17 protein-coding genes are annotated in these 16,329 nt (G+C 70.9%); 11 read left to right on the top strand and 6 right to left on the bottom strand.

The genetic code is table 11. The annotated features are described in order from the left end of the window. Window positions 1-14 precede the first annotated feature (14 nt). From OHA64_RS22425 to OHA64_RS22405, 5 genes are all read left to right on the top strand, one after another. Complete coding sequence (locus OHA64_RS22425; RefSeq protein WP_405615782.1) at window positions 15-1,562, top strand: peptidoglycan-binding protein; 1,548 nt, start codon at window positions 15-17, stop codon at window positions 1,560-1,562. Continuing rightward, window positions 1,559-2,263 (top strand): ABC transporter ATP-binding protein, encoded by a 705-nt coding sequence (locus tag OHA64_RS22420; protein WP_405615780.1) that lies wholly within the window; start codon window positions 1,559-1,561, stop codon window positions 2,261-2,263. The genes OHA64_RS22425 and OHA64_RS22420 overlap by 4 nt, the downstream gene beginning before the upstream one ends. A 104-nt stretch (window positions 2,264-2,367) precedes the next feature. After that, entirely contained in the window at window positions 2,368-3,537 is a 1,170-nt protein-coding gene (locus tag OHA64_RS22415) for an ABC transporter permease (RefSeq protein ID WP_405624053.1), read from the top strand. A 179-nt stretch (window positions 3,538-3,716) separates the two neighbouring features. Then, on the top strand, window positions 3,717-4,226 hold the full coding sequence (locus OHA64_RS22410; RefSeq protein ID WP_405615778.1) for a SigE family RNA polymerase sigma factor: 510 nt from the start codon (window positions 3,717-3,719) through the stop codon (window positions 4,224-4,226). A 54-nt stretch (window positions 4,227-4,280) separates the two neighbouring features. Next, window positions 4,281-5,315 carry a hypothetical protein gene (locus OHA64_RS22405; protein WP_405615776.1) on the top strand — a complete coding sequence of 345 codons (1,035 nt, stop codon included), beginning with the start codon at window positions 4,281-4,283 and terminating at the stop codon, window positions 5,313-5,315. Between the two features lie 50 nt (window positions 5,316-5,365). On the opposite strand, the gene OHA64_RS22400 is transcribed toward OHA64_RS22405, so the two are convergent. From OHA64_RS22400 to OHA64_RS22375, 6 genes are all read right to left on the bottom strand, one after another. After that, window positions 5,366-6,829 carry a sensor histidine kinase gene (locus OHA64_RS22400; protein ID WP_405615774.1) on the bottom strand — a complete coding sequence of 488 codons (1,464 nt, stop codon included), beginning with the start codon at window positions 6,827-6,829 and terminating at the stop codon, window positions 5,366-5,368. Then, window positions 6,826-7,557 (bottom strand): response regulator transcription factor, encoded by a 732-nt coding sequence (locus tag OHA64_RS22395; RefSeq protein WP_405615772.1) that lies wholly within the window; start codon window positions 7,555-7,557, stop codon window positions 6,826-6,828. Before OHA64_RS22395 ends, OHA64_RS22400 begins: the two co-directional genes overlap by 4 nt. Window positions 7,558-7,661: 104 nt before the next feature. Then, window positions 7,662-7,844, bottom strand: a complete 183-nt coding sequence (locus OHA64_RS22390) for a hypothetical protein (RefSeq protein ID WP_405615770.1) — start codon at window positions 7,842-7,844, stop codon at window positions 7,662-7,664. A gap of 29 nt (window positions 7,845-7,873) precedes the next feature. Beyond that, complete coding sequence (locus OHA64_RS22385) at window positions 7,874-9,112, bottom strand: S1C family serine protease (RefSeq protein ID WP_405615767.1); 1,239 nt, start codon at window positions 9,110-9,112, stop codon at window positions 7,874-7,876. Between the two features lie 130 nt (window positions 9,113-9,242). Then, a complete protein-coding gene (locus OHA64_RS22380) occupies window positions 9,243-10,265 on the bottom strand; it encodes a LacI family DNA-binding transcriptional regulator (protein ID WP_405615765.1) in 1,023 nt (340 codons plus the stop codon). Between the two features lie 96 nt (window positions 10,266-10,361). Next, on the bottom strand, window positions 10,362-11,141 hold the full coding sequence (locus OHA64_RS22375) for a winged-helix domain-containing protein (protein WP_405615763.1): 780 nt from the start codon (window positions 11,139-11,141) through the stop codon (window positions 10,362-10,364). 170 nt (window positions 11,142-11,311) lie between these two features. Between OHA64_RS22375 and OHA64_RS22370 the strand changes: the two genes are divergently transcribed. From OHA64_RS22370 to OHA64_RS22345, 6 genes are all read left to right on the top strand, one after another. Next, window positions 11,312-12,196: an alpha/beta hydrolase gene (locus OHA64_RS22370; RefSeq protein WP_405615761.1), complete on the top strand. Its 885-nt coding sequence runs from the start codon at window positions 11,312-11,314 to the stop codon at window positions 12,194-12,196. Between the two features lie 38 nt (window positions 12,197-12,234). Next, the gene (locus OHA64_RS22365; RefSeq protein WP_405615759.1) at window positions 12,235-12,489 is read left to right on the top strand and encodes a MoaD/ThiS family protein; all 255 of its coding nucleotides are present in this window, start codon (window positions 12,235-12,237) and stop codon (window positions 12,487-12,489) included. A gap of 2 nt (window positions 12,490-12,491) precedes the next feature. Then, window positions 12,492-13,739 carry a hypothetical protein gene (locus OHA64_RS22360; RefSeq protein ID WP_405615757.1) on the top strand — a complete coding sequence of 416 codons (1,248 nt, stop codon included), beginning with the start codon at window positions 12,492-12,494 and terminating at the stop codon, window positions 13,737-13,739. A gap of 174 nt (window positions 13,740-13,913) precedes the next feature. After that, window positions 13,914-14,651: a DUF2993 domain-containing protein gene (locus tag OHA64_RS22355; protein ID WP_405615755.1), complete on the top strand. Its 738-nt coding sequence runs from the start codon at window positions 13,914-13,916 to the stop codon at window positions 14,649-14,651. Between the two features lie 428 nt (window positions 14,652-15,079). After that, the gene (locus OHA64_RS22350) at window positions 15,080-15,919 is read left to right on the top strand and encodes a sulfurtransferase (RefSeq protein WP_405615753.1); all 840 of its coding nucleotides are present in this window, start codon (window positions 15,080-15,082) and stop codon (window positions 15,917-15,919) included. A 41-nt stretch (window positions 15,920-15,960) separates the two neighbouring features. Continuing rightward, the gene (locus tag OHA64_RS22345; protein ID WP_007382995.1) at window positions 15,961-16,248 is read left to right on the top strand and encodes a DUF1416 domain-containing protein; all 288 of its coding nucleotides are present in this window, start codon (window positions 15,961-15,963) and stop codon (window positions 16,246-16,248) included. The last annotated feature ends 81 nt before the right edge of the window (window positions 16,249-16,329 follow it).

Below are 16,329 nucleotides of genomic sequence, written 5' to 3'. Positions count from 1 at the left end.
CCCGGAGAGGCGCAGTGTCCGAACCCAAACAGTCCGTCCCTACGCCGGGATTCGACCGGTCCGGTGAGTTCGCGCCGTCCGGGGAGTTGGCCCGGCCCGGTGAGTTCGCCCCGTCCGGTGAGTCCGACCGGCCTGGTGAGTCCGACCGGTCCGGTGAGCCCTCCCGGGCCGCGGATTCCGGCTTGGCGCAGAAGCGCAGGTGGGTGGCGGCGGTGGCGGTGGCCGCGGTGCTGCTGACCGGCGCCGGCATCGCCGCCTCGTTCGTCGTGAAGTCACCGGCACAGGCCGCGGCCGAGGCCGAGCCGCCGCCGGAGGACATCCTGACGGCGCCGGTGGAGAACCGGGTGCTCAAGGACTCCGTCATCATCCGCGGCACGGTGGTGGCGGGCCAGTCCGTGGACGTCTCCCCCTCCGGCGCCGGCGGTGAGGGAACGACCGGCGCGGTCGTCACCAAGGCCCCGAAGAAGGTGGGCACGGAGATCAAGGCGGGCCAGGTGCTCGTCGAGGTCTCCGGCCGCCCGGTCTTCGCGCTGAAGGGACGGGTCCCCGTCTACCGTGACCTCAAGCCGGGTTCCACCGGCGACGACGTCGCCCAACTCCAGTCCGCGCTCGCCGGGTTGGGACACGGCACGGGCAGCGACACGCGCGGCACCTTCGGGGCCGGCACCAAGTCCGCGCTGACCGCGTTCTACGCGTCGATCGGCTACAACCCGGTGTCCGCGCAGGAGGACGGCACCACCGCCGTCCAAGGTGCGCAGGACGCCGTGACCGCCGCCGAACGTGCCTGGCAGGACGCCGAGGACGCCCGCGTGAAGACCCCGAACGGGGACACCCGCAAGGCCGTCGACCGGGCCGCGCAGGATCTGGAACGCGCCCGCACCAGGCTCACCGAGGCACAGGTGGCGGCCGGACCCATGCTGCCCGCGTCCGAGGTCGTCTACCTCTCCGGCTTCCCGGCCCGGGTGGACAGCGTCAACGCTGTGCTCGGCTCCGCGGCCACCGGGAAGGTGATGACCGTCTCCGCCGGCAAGCTCGCGGTCAACGGCTATCTCCAGGAGTCCCAGAAGGGGCTCGTCAGGGTCGGCCAGAAGGTCGAGATCCTGTCGGAGACGACGGGCGTCAAGGTCACCGCCTCGGTCCGTTCGGTGGCGGACACCATGGACACCGGGCAGGAGCAGACCACCGGCGATCCGGCTCAGAACGGCGGGGCCGCCGAGGGCGCCGGCGGCGCGGCGGCCCAGACGCAGGGCTATCTCGTGGTCGTCGAACCCGAGAAGGCACTGCCGTCGAACACCGTGGGCCAGGACGTCCGGCTGACCGTCGAGGCCGCGTCGACCAAGGGCAAGGCACTCGTCGTCCCCGTCACCGCGATCACCGCCGGGGCCGACGGCAAGACCGTGGTCACCGTCCAGGAGGCCGGGGACAAACAGCGCCGGGTGGAAGTGACGACCGGCACCACCGGCGACGGGTACGTGGAGGTCAAACCGGTCGCCGGCGCGCGACTGGCCGAGGGTGACGAGGTCGTCACCGGCGTCGACCGCACCGCGAAGGGCGACAAGTGAGCGCCCCCGGTACGCCCGTCGGCCCCCCGGTGATCGAGTTCCGGCAGGTCGGCCTGACCTACCCCGGCCCCCCGCCCGTGCCGGCCTTCCGGCCCTGCGACCTGGTCATCGAGCAGGGCGAGTTCGTGACGGTGATCGGCCCCTCCGGCTCGGGGAAGTCGACGTTCCTGAACATCGCGGGCCTGCTGGACGCCCCGACCGAGGGGACGTACCTCCTGGACGGCATCGACACCGGAAAGCTGAAGGACGGGGACCGCACGGCCCTGCGTGGACGCCGTATCGGCTTCGTGTTCCAGTCCTTCCATCTGCTGCCGCACCGCAGCGCCCGGGAGAACGTCCAGCTGGCCATGGTCTACAACGGCGCCCCCAGGGCGGAACGCAGGCAACGCGCCCAGGACGCCCTGGAGCAGGTCGGCCTCGGACACCGGCTGGACGCCCTGCCCACCCGGTTGTCCGGTGGTGAGCGGCAGCGCGTGGCGATAGCCCGGGCGCTGGTGTCCCGGCCCTCGCTGCTCCTGTGCGACGAGCCGACGGGCAACCTGGACAGCCGCAACGCCGATTCCGTCCTCGGCCTGCTGGAGCACCTGCACGCCCTGGGGATGACCGTCCTCGTCATCACCCACGACCCGGCCGTGGCCGAACGCGGCGTGCGTACGGTCACCATCCGCGACGGCGTCCTGCGCGAGCAGGTGACGGTGTGAACCATCGCAGGCCCCGACGGCTCACCTTCCCCACCCGGCGTCGCCAAGAGACGACGACCGTCGAGCCCTCCGTCTTCGCGCCCCGGGACCTGATCGGCGAGTCGATGGCCGGCATGCTGCAGCGTCCGGCCCGGTCCGCGCTGACCGCCCTCGGTACCGTCCTGGGCGTCGGCACCTTCGTGGCGATCCTCGGTCTGACCGCCACCACGTCGTCCCAGATCGACGCCCGGTTCAACGTACTGACCGCCACCGAGGTCAATGTCGAGGACATCGGCCTCGAGCAGAACGAGTTCGTGCCCCTGGCCTTCCCCAAGGACGCCGACGCGCGCGTACAACGGCTCGGCGGGGTCGAGCACGCCGGCGTCTACTGGACGGTCGACACCCGCGACACCGACGCCACCATCAGTTCCTCGCCGGTCGGCGACGCGTCGACGGGTGAGCGGTCCAACATCGTCGCCGCGTCACCGGGCGCCGTAGAGGCGGCCGTACCCCATGTGGCGCAGGGCAGGGTCTACGACGCCTACGCGGAACGGACCGCTCAGCCCGTGGTCATGATCGGTTCCGGGATGGCCGCCCGGCTGGGCATCACCACTCTGCGGACGCGCCCGGCGCTGTTCATCGGCGAGCAGCCGTTCACCGTCGTCGGGATCATCGACGACGTGGAACGCAAGGCCGATCTGCTCCTGTCCGTCGTCGTGCCGCGTTCCACGGCGGAGAAGATGTGGGGCGAACCGGCCGCGGGCGGCGCCAAGATGCTGGTCTCCACGAAGATCGGTGCCGCGCAGCAGGTGGCGAGGCTGGCGCCCACCGCGCTGCGTCCGGATCACCCCGAGTACTTCAAGGCGGTGCCCCCGCCCGACCCCAAGACCCTGCGCGGGAACGTGACGTCCGACCTCCAGCAGCTCTTCCTGCTGCTGGCGGCGATCTGCCTGGTGATCGGCGCGGTGGGCATCGCCAACACCACCCTGGTCGCGGTGCTGGAGCGCACCGGGGAGATCGGGTTGCGGCGGGCACTGGGCGCGCGGGGCGGGCACATCACCGTCCAGTTCCTCGCCGAGTCCGGTTCGCTGGGAGCGCTCGGGGGGCTGATAGGCACCAGCCTCGGCACCCTGACAGTGGTGGGGGTCGCCATCGCCCGGGACTGGACTCCCGTCGTGCATCCCACGACGGTCGCGGCGGCTCCGGTCATCGGACTGGTCACCGGTCTGGTCGCCGGCCTCTATCCGGCCTGGCGGGCGTCACGGATCCAACCGGCCGAGGCGCTCCGCAGGTAGCGCGACCGACGAAGCGGTGTGGTGGGCTCCCCCTTGTCCGGGGGAGCCTGCTTTTTCGTCCGCGGTTTCCAGTCGGCGGTTTCCAGTTGGCGGTTTCTTGTCCGCGGGCGTAACAGAACCGGAGGCGTGGAGCGTCATAGGCATGTGAGCGCGGACGCGTTACTGGGAGGGGTACCTACATGGCCAGGTCGTCACACCGGTCGGAAGAGATCGAGGCCTTCATGCAGGCCGTGAGCCCCCGTCTCTTCCGTGCCGCGCTGCTGGTCTGCGGTGACTGGCATCTCGCGGAGGACCTGGTGCAGACCACCCTGGGCAAGGCGTTCGTCTCCTGGAGCCGGGTCCGCAAGGCCGACAGCCCGCACGCCTATGTGCGCACCATCCTGATGCGCACGTATCTCTCGCATGTCCGGCTGCATCGGACGTACGAGAGACCCGTGGGCGAGCTGCCGGAGCAGCCGGCCACCACCCACGACCCGGCCCTGCGGCTCGCGCTGACGCAGGCGCTGGCGTTGTTGTCGCCGCAGGACCGGGCCGTGGTGGTGCTGCGTTACTGGGAGGACAGAAGCGTCGCGCAGACCGCGGCGGAACTCGGCCTGAGCGCCGGAAACGTGCGTATCCGCAGCATGCGGGCACTGTCGACGCTTCGTACGTCGCTGGGCGGCGAGCACGACGTTCTCGCCGGTCGCTGACCGGTATCACATCATCGCCGCGGCACCACTTCGGTGGGGAAGGGCTGGAAGCTCATGGAGAACATGGGGCAGATGGAGCGGGACGAGCGGGAGTTCGGCCCGCGCCTGGGGAGCATGCTCGACGCGTACGCCGACGAACTGCCCACTCCGGCAACAGATTTGGTGAGCGGAGGACTCGCTCGCGGCCGCCGGCTGCGGAGGCGCAGGCAGACCCTGTGGGGAGCGGCCGTGTTCACTGTGGCGACGGGACTCGCGGGCGGCGCGGTCCTGGCCGGGGTGATCCCGGACGGTACGGGCGGCGGCAAGGACAACCAGGCCGCCGACGCCACCGTGACCATCCCGGACTTCTCACTGGCGGCAGCCCAGACGTCGGCACCGGCGGGCAAGGTCGCGGTCACCGGCAAGGCGGCCGTCGCGACCCTGCGGGACCTGCTGCCCGGCAAGCCCGCGACCAGCGGATACCGGTGGTGGGACGGCAAGGAGGGCGCGGACTCGGTCAGCGCCGGGGGGCGGCTGCTCGTTCAGGGCCGGGCGGAGACGACGGTCAGCGTCCAAGGCGCCTTCCAGCTCACCGCGTTCGACGCTCTCGACAAGGACGCGGCACGCGAGGCGGCCGGGAAGTCCGGGCAGCGGGAGCAGGAGCAGGACAAGACCGGACGTACGGCACCGGACAAGTCCGCGGCGGCGAAGGAGGCCGCAGGGTCGGAGCCGGAGTCGAAGTCGACGTCGGAGAAGAAGATCCGCCCCGCGACCAGGGCGGAACTCCAGACCTTCTACTCCTGCGCGGCCCGGACGGACGCCAAGGCCACCATGTCCTCCTGCCAGGCACGCAACCTCGACGACGGCTCCGTCCTGATCAGCTACGAGGAGAAGTCCGGCCCGCTGACCCGCCGCACCGCCGACCTCCTCCGCAAGGACGGCACCCGGATCGTCGTGGTCACGTCCAACAGCACGGACACCAAGCGCGGCCCCGCGGACGTCACCGCCCCGCCCCTGACCCTGGCCCAGCTCACCGCCATCGCGGACAGCGCCGACTGGCAGGCGTGGGTGGAGCCTTCGGTGAACGACGGGGCGAAGGGCCTGTCCTGACAACGGACACGTACGACATCGTGTTCCGCGCACTGCGCCACTGAGCCAGGTCACGGCACCTCCGGCGGCGGCACCGGCGCCCCCGGCATGCGTACCGTGACCACCGTGCCGCCCCCCTCCGCGCGGGCCAGCGTCACCTCGCCGCCCGCCTGCTGGACCGTGCGGGCCACGATCGACAGACCCAGGCCCGAGCCCGGCAGCGCGCGGGCGCTCGGTGAGCGCCAGAAGCGGTCGAAGACGTGCGGGAGTTCCTCGGCGGGAATGCCGGGTCCGTGGTCGCGGACCGTCAGGACCCCCTCGTTCAGCCGCACCTCGATGATTCCGCCCTCGGGGCTGAACTTCACCGCGTTGTCCAGGATGTTGACCACCGCGCGTTCCAGCGCGGCCGGTTCCGAGCGGACGTACCAGGGCTCGAGGTCGGCCGTGATGGTCAGCTCGGGCCCCCGCAGCCGGGCGCGGCGCAGAGCCGACTCGACCGTGTCCTCCAGCGCGATCACCTGGACGCGCTCACCCTGCTGCCCCTCCGAACGGGACAGCTCCTGCAAGTCGCCGATCAGCGCGGCCAGTTCGGTCATCTGCGCCTTCACCGAGGCGAGCAGGGCCTTGCGGTCGGCAGCGGGGATGGGGCGGCCGGTCTCCTCGCTGCGGGTGAGGAGTTCGATGTTGGTACGGAGGGAGGTGAGGGGGGTGCGGAGTTCGTGACCGGCGTCCGCGATGAGCTGTTGCTGGAGTTCGCGGGAGTTGGCGAGGGCGGAGGTCATGGAGTTGAAGGAGTGGGAGAGGCGGGCCACCTCGTCCTCGCTGGCCTCGTCGACCGGGATGCGGATGCCCAGGTCCTCGGTGCGGGCGACGTGTTCGACGGCCTCGGTGAGCTTGTCGATCGGACGCAGACCGGCGCGGGCGACCGCGAGACCGGCAGCCCCGGCGCCGAGGACGCCGACACCGGAGACGAGGAGAAGGATCAGGGCGAGGTCGTTGAGGGTGGACTGGGTGTTCTTCAGGGGGACCGCGACGAGGAGAGCCGTGTCGGGGTAGAGCACCGGCGGGGAGCCGGGTCCCTGGCTCACCAGCAGGGGGACGGTCAGAACGCGTACGGCGTTGCCGTCCTTGTCGGTGCCGTTGCGGAACGTGCCCTGCTCCGGGTCGGCGTTCTTGATCACGTTCTTGTCGGCGTCGGTGGTCTCGACCGTGCCCTCGGAGTTCGAGGAGACGCAGGACTTCCCGTCGGTCTCGACCAGTTGGAGGTACACGCTGTTGTGGGCCCGGAGGTCGCTGGCGTTGTCCGCCTGCGGAGCCTGCGGGCACGCGCGGAGCAGGAGTTGGACCTCGCCGAGTTGCTGGGGCTTGGCGCCCTTCTGCAGATCGGCGTCGACCTGGTCGTACAACTTCCCCTGCACGATGAACCAGCAGGTCACCGCCACCGCCGCCACCGCGAACGCCACCGCCGCCGCCACCAGCAGCGCCAGTCTGGACCGGATCGGCAGCGTACGGAACCTGCGGACGACCTTGCTCACTCCGCGCCGCCCTGTCGCAACACGTACCCCACACCCCGCACCGTGTGCACGAGCCGCGGCTCGCCGCCCGCCTCCGTCTTGCGGCGCAGGTACATCACGTACACGTCGAGCGAGTTGGACGACGGCTCGAAGTCGAAGCCCCACACCGCCTTCAGGATCTGCTCACGCGTGAGGACCTGGCGCGGGTGCGCCATGAACATCTCCAGGAGCGTGAACTCGGTCCGGGTCAGTTCCACCGGCCGCCCGGTCCGCGTGACCTCCCGCGTCGCGAGGTCCATGCGCAGGTCGGCGAAGGTGAGGGCCTCGTCCTCCTCCACACCCGCTCGGGACGCCGCGTACGAGCTGCGCCGCAGCAGCGCGCGGACACGGGCGAAGAGTTCGTCGAGTTCGAAGGGCTTGACCAGGTAGTCGTCGGCGCCCGCGTCGAGCCCGGTGACCCGGTCGCCGACCGTGTCGCGGGCCGTGAGCATGAGGATCGGCGTGGTGTCGCCGACCCCGCGGATGCGCCGCGCGGCGGTCAGACCGTCCATGCGCGGCATCTGGATGTCCAGGACCAGCAGGTCGGGCTGGTACGCGGTCGCCTTCTCCAGGGCGTCCGCGCCGTCGACCGCGACCTGAGTGTCGTAGCCCTCGAAGGCGAGGCTGCGCTGGAGTGCCTCGCGTACCGCCGGCTCGTCGTCGACGATCAGGATGCGCTGGGTGTCACGGTCGCCTTCGGCGGGGCTCATGGGCGTGGATTCCTCGGGTGCGGTGGAACGACGGGGCTGACATGGATGAACGCTTTCAGCCTCGCACGGTTCCCGGCTGGTGCTGTGGGAAGAGTCGGGCGGGATCAGCCGCGTACCGTGCGGCGCCGGCTGCGTGCGGCGGCCGTCGCGCGGCGACCCGTGCCGTGGGTGAGCGCCACCTCCGGGGCCCGCGGCTGCGGCTCGTGCAGCTCGTACGCCACCTCGAGGGCCAGGGCGAACCCGGCCGGGCCGGTGTCGACCACCGTGTGCGGAACCTGCTGGATCATGACGTACTCCCTACGGACGCGGTGCGGGGTCAGTTGTTGTCGGAGCCGCCGGCCCGCAGGGTGGCCAGGTCGGCCTTGACGGTGTTGATCGGTATGGCGAATCCGAGGCCCACGCTGCCCGCGACGGACGAGGACGAGGACGATCCGGAGGCAGCCGAGTACATCGCCGAGTTGATCCCGACGATGTTGCCGTTCATGTCGATCAGGGCGCCGCCGGAGTTGCCGGGGTTGAGCGAGGCGTCCGTCTGGAGCGCCTTGTACGTGGTCGTGGACGAGCCGGTGTCGCCGTTGAACTCCCGGCCGCCGAACTCGAACGGCCACTGGCCGTTGCCGCCGCCCTGCTGCTGTTGTTGCTGGCTCTCGTCCGTGGAGACGGTGACGTCGCGGTTCAGGGCGGAGACGATGCCGCTGGTGACGGTGCCGGTCAGGCCCTCGGGGGAGCCGATCGCCACGACCGTGTCGCCGACCTGGATGCCGCTGGAGTCGCCGAGGGTGGCCGTCTTCAGGCCGGAGGCGTTCTCCAGCTTGATCAGGGCCAGGTCCTTCTTGCTGTCGGTGCCGACGACCTTCGCGGTGTAGGTCCTGCCGTCGCTGGTGCTCGCCTTGATCGAGGTGGCGCCGGAGATGACGTGGTTGTTGGTGATGATCTCGCCGTCGCCGGTGATGACCACGCCGGAGCCGGTGGACTCGCCGGCGTTCGAGGTGGCGTTGATCTCGACGATGCTCGGGCTGACCGCCTTGGCGACCCCGGCGACCGTGCCCTTGGCGGAGGACGGCACCACGGTCGTGCTGGTGCTGCTGGAGGTGGCCGTGTCGTTGCCGGTCAGCTCCTGGATGCCGTACGCGGTCCCGCCGCCTATCGCCGCGGCGACGATCGCCACGGCGGCCAGCAGGGCGAGCGGACCCCGGGTGCGCTTCTTGGGGGCCGCGGCGGGCGCCGGCCCGGCCGGAACCGCCGTCATCACGGCCGTACCGCCACCGCCGCCACCGCCGTCACCACCGTGCCCACCGTCGTACGCACCACCGCCGTACGCGCCGCCGCCGTACCCACCCTCGGTCGCGAACCCGGCGGACGCGGGTGCCTGGGCCGGGCCCTGCGCCGGTGCCTGAGCCTGTACCTGACCCGGCGCCTGGTTCGGCGGGGGCGGCCACTCCGGGTTCACGGGGGAGGGGGAGTACTGCTGCTGGGGGTACGCGGCCTGCTCGCCGTGACCCTGGGAGTTCTCGGGGTTCTCGTACGCGCCGCTGCGGCGGAAGCTCTCGGTCATGACACGTAGCTTGTCCGCCGACCATGAGAGCCACCTGAGCGCTCCCTGAGAAGCCCGGCAGAACCTCGTTCGCCCGATATAAAGACGCGTCTCGGAGCGTGTGGGGCTGCTTAGTGAAGCGCGCGCGGTCTCACGCGCAGCCGCAGGACCTGCGCAGCACCAGCCGAGACGGGAACTGCTTCAGGCGCTCCTGCCGGGAGCCGGGCACCCGCAGCCCGTCGTCGAGGACGAGGTCCACGGCGGCCCGGGCCATGGCGGAGCGGTCCGACGCGACCGTCGTCAGGGGCGGGTCGGCCAGCGCCGCCTCCTTGATGTCGTCGAAGCCGGCCACGGCCAGCTGGCCGGGCACGTCGAGCCGCAGCTCACGCGCCGCGCGCAGCACGCCGATGGCCTGGTCGTCGGTGGAGCAGAAGATCGCGGGCGGCCGCTGCGGCCCGGAGAGGATGTCGAGCGCCACGCGGTAGGCGTCGTAACGGTTGTACGGCGCCTCGAAGACCCGGCCCTCGGTGGGGAGCCCGGCTTCCTGCATCGCGCGCCGCCAGCCCTCGACATGGTCGGAGACGGGGTCGCCGACGGCGGGGGTCTCGGCGGTGCCGCCCATGCAGGCGACGTAGTCGTAGCCGTGTTCCAGCAGGTGGCGGACGGCGAGCTGGGCGCCGCCGAGGTCGTCCGTGACGACGGCGACGTCGTCGATGGCCTCCGGCCGCTCGTGCAGCAGCACCACCCGGGCGTCCCAGGCGTCGATCTCGGCGGCGGCGTTGTCGTTCAAGGCGTGGCTGACGAGGATGAGGCCGGAGACCCGCATGCCCAGGAAGGCACGCAGGTAGTGGACCTCGCGCTCGCCGACGTAGTCGGAGTTGCCGACCAGCACCATCTTGCCGCGCTCGGACGCGGCCTGTTCGACCGCGTGCGCCATCTCCCCGAAGAAGGGCTGGCGGGCGTCCGGCACGATCAGGCCTATGAGATCCGTGCGCCGGGACGCCATTGCCTGGGCGACCCGGTCGGGCCGGTAGCTCAGTTCCTTGATCGCGGCGAGGACACGCTCGCGCGTGGCCGGGGCAACCGGCCGGGGTCCGTTGTTGATGACATAACTGACGACGGCAGTGGACGTCCCTGCCAGCCGCGCCACATCATCCCTGGTTACCTTGGCCACGCGCGGAGTCTACGCGGATGGACCCGCTCTGGGCAGGGCGTGCGGAGGCCTGCCCGAGCGGGAGCGTACGCGTGTGATGACCTGGCCACGGGCCCGCTACGCCTCGGCTGCGATCTCGGCGGCGTCCAGAGCGTCCGTCTCATCCGTATCGTCCTGCTTTGCCGCGGCCGCCTTGGCCTTCGCCTCGTCCGTGGCGCGCTCGCCCTTCTCCGGAGTAACGAATCGATAACCGACGTTCCGGACGGTCCCGATCAGCGACTCGTGCTCGGGTCCGAGCTTGGCGCGCAGCCGTCGTACGTGGACGTCGACCGTCCGGGTGCCGCCGAAGTAGTCGTATCCCCAGACCTCCTGGAGGAGCTGTGCGCGCGTGAAGACGCGGCCCGGGTGCTGGGCGAGGTACTTCAGGAGCTCGAACTCCTTGAAGGTGAGGTCGAGGACCCGGCCCTTGAGCTTGGCGGAGTAGGTCGCCTCGTCGACCGACAGGTCGCCGTTGCGGATCTCCATGGGGGAGTCGTCGTTGACGATCTGCTGGCGGCCCATGGCCAGGCGCAGACGGGCCTCGACCTCCGCCGGACCGGCGGTGTCGAGCAGTACGTCGTCGATGCCCCAGTCGGCGGTGACGGCCGCGAGGCCGCCCTCGGTCACGACGAGGATGAGCGGACAGCCGGGCCCGGTGGAGCGCAGCAGCTGGCACAGGCTGCGGACCTGTGGCAGGTCACGGCGACCGTCGATCAGGATGACGTCGGCGCCCGGGGTGTCGACGAGGGCGGGGCCCTCGGCCGGGGCCACGCGCACGTTGTGCAGCAGCAAACCGAGAGCGGGAAGCACCTCCGTCGACGGCTGGAGGGCATTGGTCAGGAGCAGCAGAGAACTCATATGTCTGGTTCCTCCTCGGTCCCTGCGAGGACGTGTGCGGTGCGGCACTTCGCTGCGATCCCGGTGGCCCGTACACCTGCGGTTTCCCGCGTCGTATACAACGCTCCCGAAAGCACAAAAGGACCCGGGGGCTACGTTGCCCGAGTCCTCTGCCCAGCAGAATAGCCCACATGGGTACCGGTCCGGCAGGTCATGTGGCGCGATCCACCGATCGTCCGCACTCCGAGACGACCAGACGTACACCTTTGCGTACGTTTCTGTACACCGTCGACGGGGTGACGATCGATTCCGTATACGACCCGGGGGACGTCGTATACGACGCCTCGGCGTCACCTTCCGGTGGCCCGGTGTTCGTGATCGCGCACGGTTTCACCGGCGACGTGGACCGGCCGCACGTCCGGCGGGTGGCCACGGCGCTCGCGCGGTACGGCGCCGTGGTCACGTTCTCCTTCCGGGGCCACGGCGCCTCCGGCGGTCGCTCCACGGTGGGCGACCGGGAGGTGCTGGACCTCGCCGCCGCGGTCGAGTGGGCCCGTTCGCTCGGGCACCCACGGGTGATCACCGTCGGGTTCTCCATGGGCGGCTCGGTGGCCCTGCGGCACGCGGCGCTGTACGGCCCGAATCCCCCGAAGGAGGAGCCGGTGCGCGAGGGGCACGCTCGAGGGGCGACGGACGCGGTGGTCTCGGTGAGCGCCCCGGCCCGCTGGTACTACCGGGGCACGGCCCCCATGCGCCGACTGCACTGGCTGGTGAGCCGTCCCGAGGGCCGTCTGGTGGGCCGCTACGGATTCCGGACGCGCATCCACCACCGTGGGTGGGACCCGGTGCCGCTGTCGCCCGTGGCGGCGGTCGAGAGGATCGCGCCGACGCCGTTGCTGATCGTGCACGGCGAACAGGACGGCTACTTCCCCCTCGACCACCCCCGCATGCTGGCCGCTGCCGCCGGCGACCACGGCGAACTCTGGCTGGAGCCCGGCATGGGCCACGCCGAACACGCGGCCACGGACGACCTGCTGGACCGCATCGGGGACTGGGCTGTCGGCCGGGCGGGCTAGCCTGACCGTGTACACCGCCGATTGATTGAGGAACCGGGATGGCAAAGGTCACGGTGCGCTACTGGGCCGCCGCGAAGGCCGCGGCCGGGATCGCCGAGGAACTGTTCGACGCGGACACCCTCGCCGAGGCGCTCGACGCCGTGCGCGGGCGACACCCCGGCGAGCTCGTGCGTGTCCTGCGCCGATGCTCGTTCCTCATCGACGGTGACCCCGTGGGCACCCGCGGACATGAGACGGTACGGCTGGCCGACGGCGGCACGGTCGAGGTGCTCCCGCCGTTCGCAGGAGGGTGACGATGACCGACCAGCCGTACGAGGGCCCTTACGAAGGGCCGTACCAAGGGCCCTACGAAGGACAGCAGTACCAACGGCGGCAGCAGTACCAGGGGGAGCCGCACGGGCAGCAGCAGTACCAGCGGGAGCAGCAGCAGTACGGGCAACAGCAGTACGGACAGCAGGGGTACGACCCGCAGGGCTACGACCCGTACTGGCAGCAGGCCCACGAGGATCCGCAGGCCGCCCAGCAGTACACGCAGCAGTGGCAGGGGCAGACCTGGGAGACCCAGGTGCACCAGCCGGTGTCGGCCGCCGAGACGGCGTATCTGCCGCAGCAGGCGCCCGGGCAGCAGGCGTACCCCGCGGCGCAGCAGCCGCAGGTGCCCGGCGTCCAGGCCCACGCCAACAGCAACACCCACGCCCATGCACAGGAACAGCCGCGCACGTCCGCGTCGGCCGCGGAGGAGCCGGGTCCCGGGTTCGGCCCCGCCACCGTCGCGGGCAACGCCCGCGTCACCGACGCCCAGCGGGCCAGGCAGGAGGGGCGCTCGCCGGTCATCGAGCCCGGCATGCAGCCCGCCGCGCTCACCGCGCTCCTCGGTCTGCTGCTCTCCGGTACGGCGGCCGTCGGCTCGTACGCCCTGGTGGTGCCCCTCGTCGTCCTCCAGGCGGTCACGGCCGCGGGCTGGTTCCGGCTGAACGGCATGTGGCCCGCCCGCCAGGGCATCGCGCTGGCGTTCCTCGGGGCGCTGGTGGCGGACGCCGCGCTGCTGGTGGCCGGCCGGGAGAACGGGCCCGCCGCGATCCTCGGCACGCTCGGCGTGTGGGTCCTGCTCTCCCTCGTCCTCCAGCTGCGCTCGCACGCCGACGCGGACGAGCGGATGTACGGCCTGATGGCGACCGTCGCCTCGGCGGCGCTGTCCATCGTCGCGGCCGGACACCTCGCGGCCGAGCCGGACGCGGTGACGGTCGGCGCGGCGGCGGTGGCGGTCGCCGTCCTGGCCCGCGCGCTGCCCCTGCCGACCCCGGCCTCCGTGGTCGTCGCCCTGCTCGCCGCGGCGGGCGCGGGCATCGCGGTCGGCCAGATGACCGGCCTGGGCGCGAAGGGGGCGCTGCTGGGCGCGGGCGCGGCGGTGTGCGCGCTGATCGGGCACCGGGTGGCGAGCTACGACTACCCGTCCAGGTTCGTGCACTTCACGGCGGGAGTCGCCCTGCCACTGGCGGCGGCCGCACCGGCGGTGTACCTGCTGGGGCGGGCGCTGGGCTGACGCTCTCGTGACGGGCGCTGGGCCGGCACTCTCGTGACGGGCCCGGCCCGGGCCTCTCCTGTCACGAAAGATCGACAATTTGCCGATCCCTTACGGGCTCGGGGTTACCCTCACGCTCGGCGGCCACCCGGTCGTCAACCGACCGTCGTCCGATCGCCGTCCTGGGGGACCCGCATGCGCGCACTTCGAATACTTCTGATCCTTGTCGTGATATTCGGGGGCCTCTTCGTGATCGCCGACCGCGTCGCGGTCAACTTCGCGGAGGGCGAGGTCGCGGACAAGCTGAAGACCAGCGAGAACCTGGACACCACCCCGGACGTCTCCATCAAGGGCTTCCCCTTCCTCACCCAGGTCGTCGGCGGTGCGCTGGACGACGTGCAGGTCGGCATCGCGGACTACGAGGCGGACACCGGCACGGACGGCGGGACGATCCGTATCGACGATCTCGAAGCGAACATGAAGGGCGTCGAGTTCTCCGGCGACTACAGCTCCGCCACCGCGTCCACCGCCACCGGCACGGCGTCCGTCACCTACGACGAGCTGCTCAAGGCCGCCAAGTCCGAGCCCACCGAGGTCGCCCCCGGTGTCACGGCCAACATCGTCGGGCTCTCCGACGGCGGCAACGGCAAGATCAAGGTCGCGGTCGAGGCGACGGTGTTCGGCACCAAGCTGCCGAAGCCGGTGGACGTGCTCAGCACCGTCACCGCCAAGGGCGACACCGTGCGGGTGCAGGCGGACAATCTGCCGTCCTTCGGCGGTGCCGACCTCGCCGAGAACCGCGTTAGGGCCATCACCGACTTCCAGCAGAAGATCGAGGGGCTGCCCGGCGGCATCCAGCTCGACAAGGTGCAGGCGGCGAGGAGCGGTGTGGAGATCACGGTGAAGGGTTCGAACGTCAAGCTCGCGGGGTAGGACGGGCGGGGAACGGGCACCCAGGCCGCGGGAGACCGCGCCGCTGTCCGAGGGGCGAGACGCCCCGTCCGTACGGCAGCTGTAATGACGGCTGCATCCGCCCGGGAACCGTGGGAACACGGCCCGGGCATTGCCTTGTTCTCACATCGCGGACGATCGCGTCTCAGAATACGACACACCGGTGACATGGCCGCCTGTCCATCCCTACGATCGACACCTATGAAGCGACAGGCGGACCTCACGAAGCGGCGGGCAGTAGACCTGTGCCGCGTCGCCGCCATGCTCTGTCGCACCTTCTGAGCGGAAGCGCCGACCTCCGCATTCAGCCTGCCCCGACAAGGCATCCGTGCGCATGCGCCGATCCCGGCCCGACCGCGCACCCCTCGCACTCGCACGCCCCGCCGTAACTGCCCCGGAGGAGAAAGAGCATGAGCCGCAGCGACGTCCTGGTAGACGCCGACTGGGTCCAGGACCACCTGGACGACCCGAGCATCGCGATCGTGGAGGTGGACGAAGACACGTCCGCCTACGAGAAGAACCACATCCGCAACGCGATCCGCATCGACTGGACCAAGGACCTCCAGGACCCGGTCCGCCGCGACTTCGTCGACCAGGAGGGCTTCGAGAAGCTCCTGTCGAAGAAGGGCATCGCCAACGACACGCTGGTGATCCTCTACGGCGGCAACAACAACTGGTTCGCCTCGTACGCCTACTGGTACTTCAAGCTGTACGGCCACGAGAACGTCAAGCTTCTCGACGGCGGCCGCAAGAAGTGGGAGCTGGACGCCCGCGAGCTGGTCGAGGACGTGCCCGAGCGCGCCACCACCGCGTACACGGCCAAGCCGCAGAACAAGGCCATCCGCGCCTTCCGTGACGACGTCGTCGCCGCGATCGGTGCGCAGAACCTGGTCGACGTCCGCTCGCCCGACGAGTTCTCCGGCAAGCTGCTCGCCCCCGCGCACCTGCCGCAGGAGCAGTCGCAGCGTCCGGGCCACGTCCCGTCCGCGCGCAACATCCCGTGGTCGAAGAACGCCAACGACGACGGCACCTTCAAGTCGGACGACGAGCTCAAGGAGCTCTACGCCGAGGAGCAGGTGGACCTCGCCAAGGACACCATCGCCTACTGCCGCATCGGTGAGCGCTCCGCGCTGACCTGGTTCGTCCTGCACGAGCTGCTCGGTGTGGAGAACGTCAAGAACTACGACGGCTCCTGGACCGAGTACGGCTCCCTCGTCGGCGTGCCGATCGAGCTCGGCGCCAACAAGTAGTCCAACCGACCGACCTTTCAAGACCTCTTCAGGAGTACGACATGTGTGGAGCGAAGGCCGGCGGCCCGGACGCCTCGACGATCAAGCCCGGTGAGACCACCATCCAGGGTCAGGTGACCCGCGACGGCGAGCCGGTGGTCGGCTACGTCCGTCTGCTCGACTCGACCGGCGAGTTCACCGCGGAGGTCCCCACCTCCGCCACGGGGCAGTTCCGCTTCTACGCGGCCGAGGGCACCTGGACCGTCCGCGCCCTCGTCCCCGGCGGTACCGCCGACCGCACGGTCGTCGCCCAGCAGGGCGGCCTGGCGGAGGTCGCGATCGCGGTCTGACGACGGCCCGGCGAACAGGACACTGAAGGGCCGCACCCCAGGTTTTCAACCTCTGGGATGCGGCCCTTCGGCATGCCTGCT

This window comes from Streptomyces sp. NBC_00076 (assembly GCF_045041235.1).
In the GTDB taxonomy this organism is placed as follows: Bacteria; Actinomycetota; Actinomycetes; order Streptomycetales; family Streptomycetaceae; genus Streptomyces.
The sequence above is the reverse complement of the archived record's forward strand: the minus strand, read 5'-3'. Positions and strand labels throughout refer to the sequence as shown.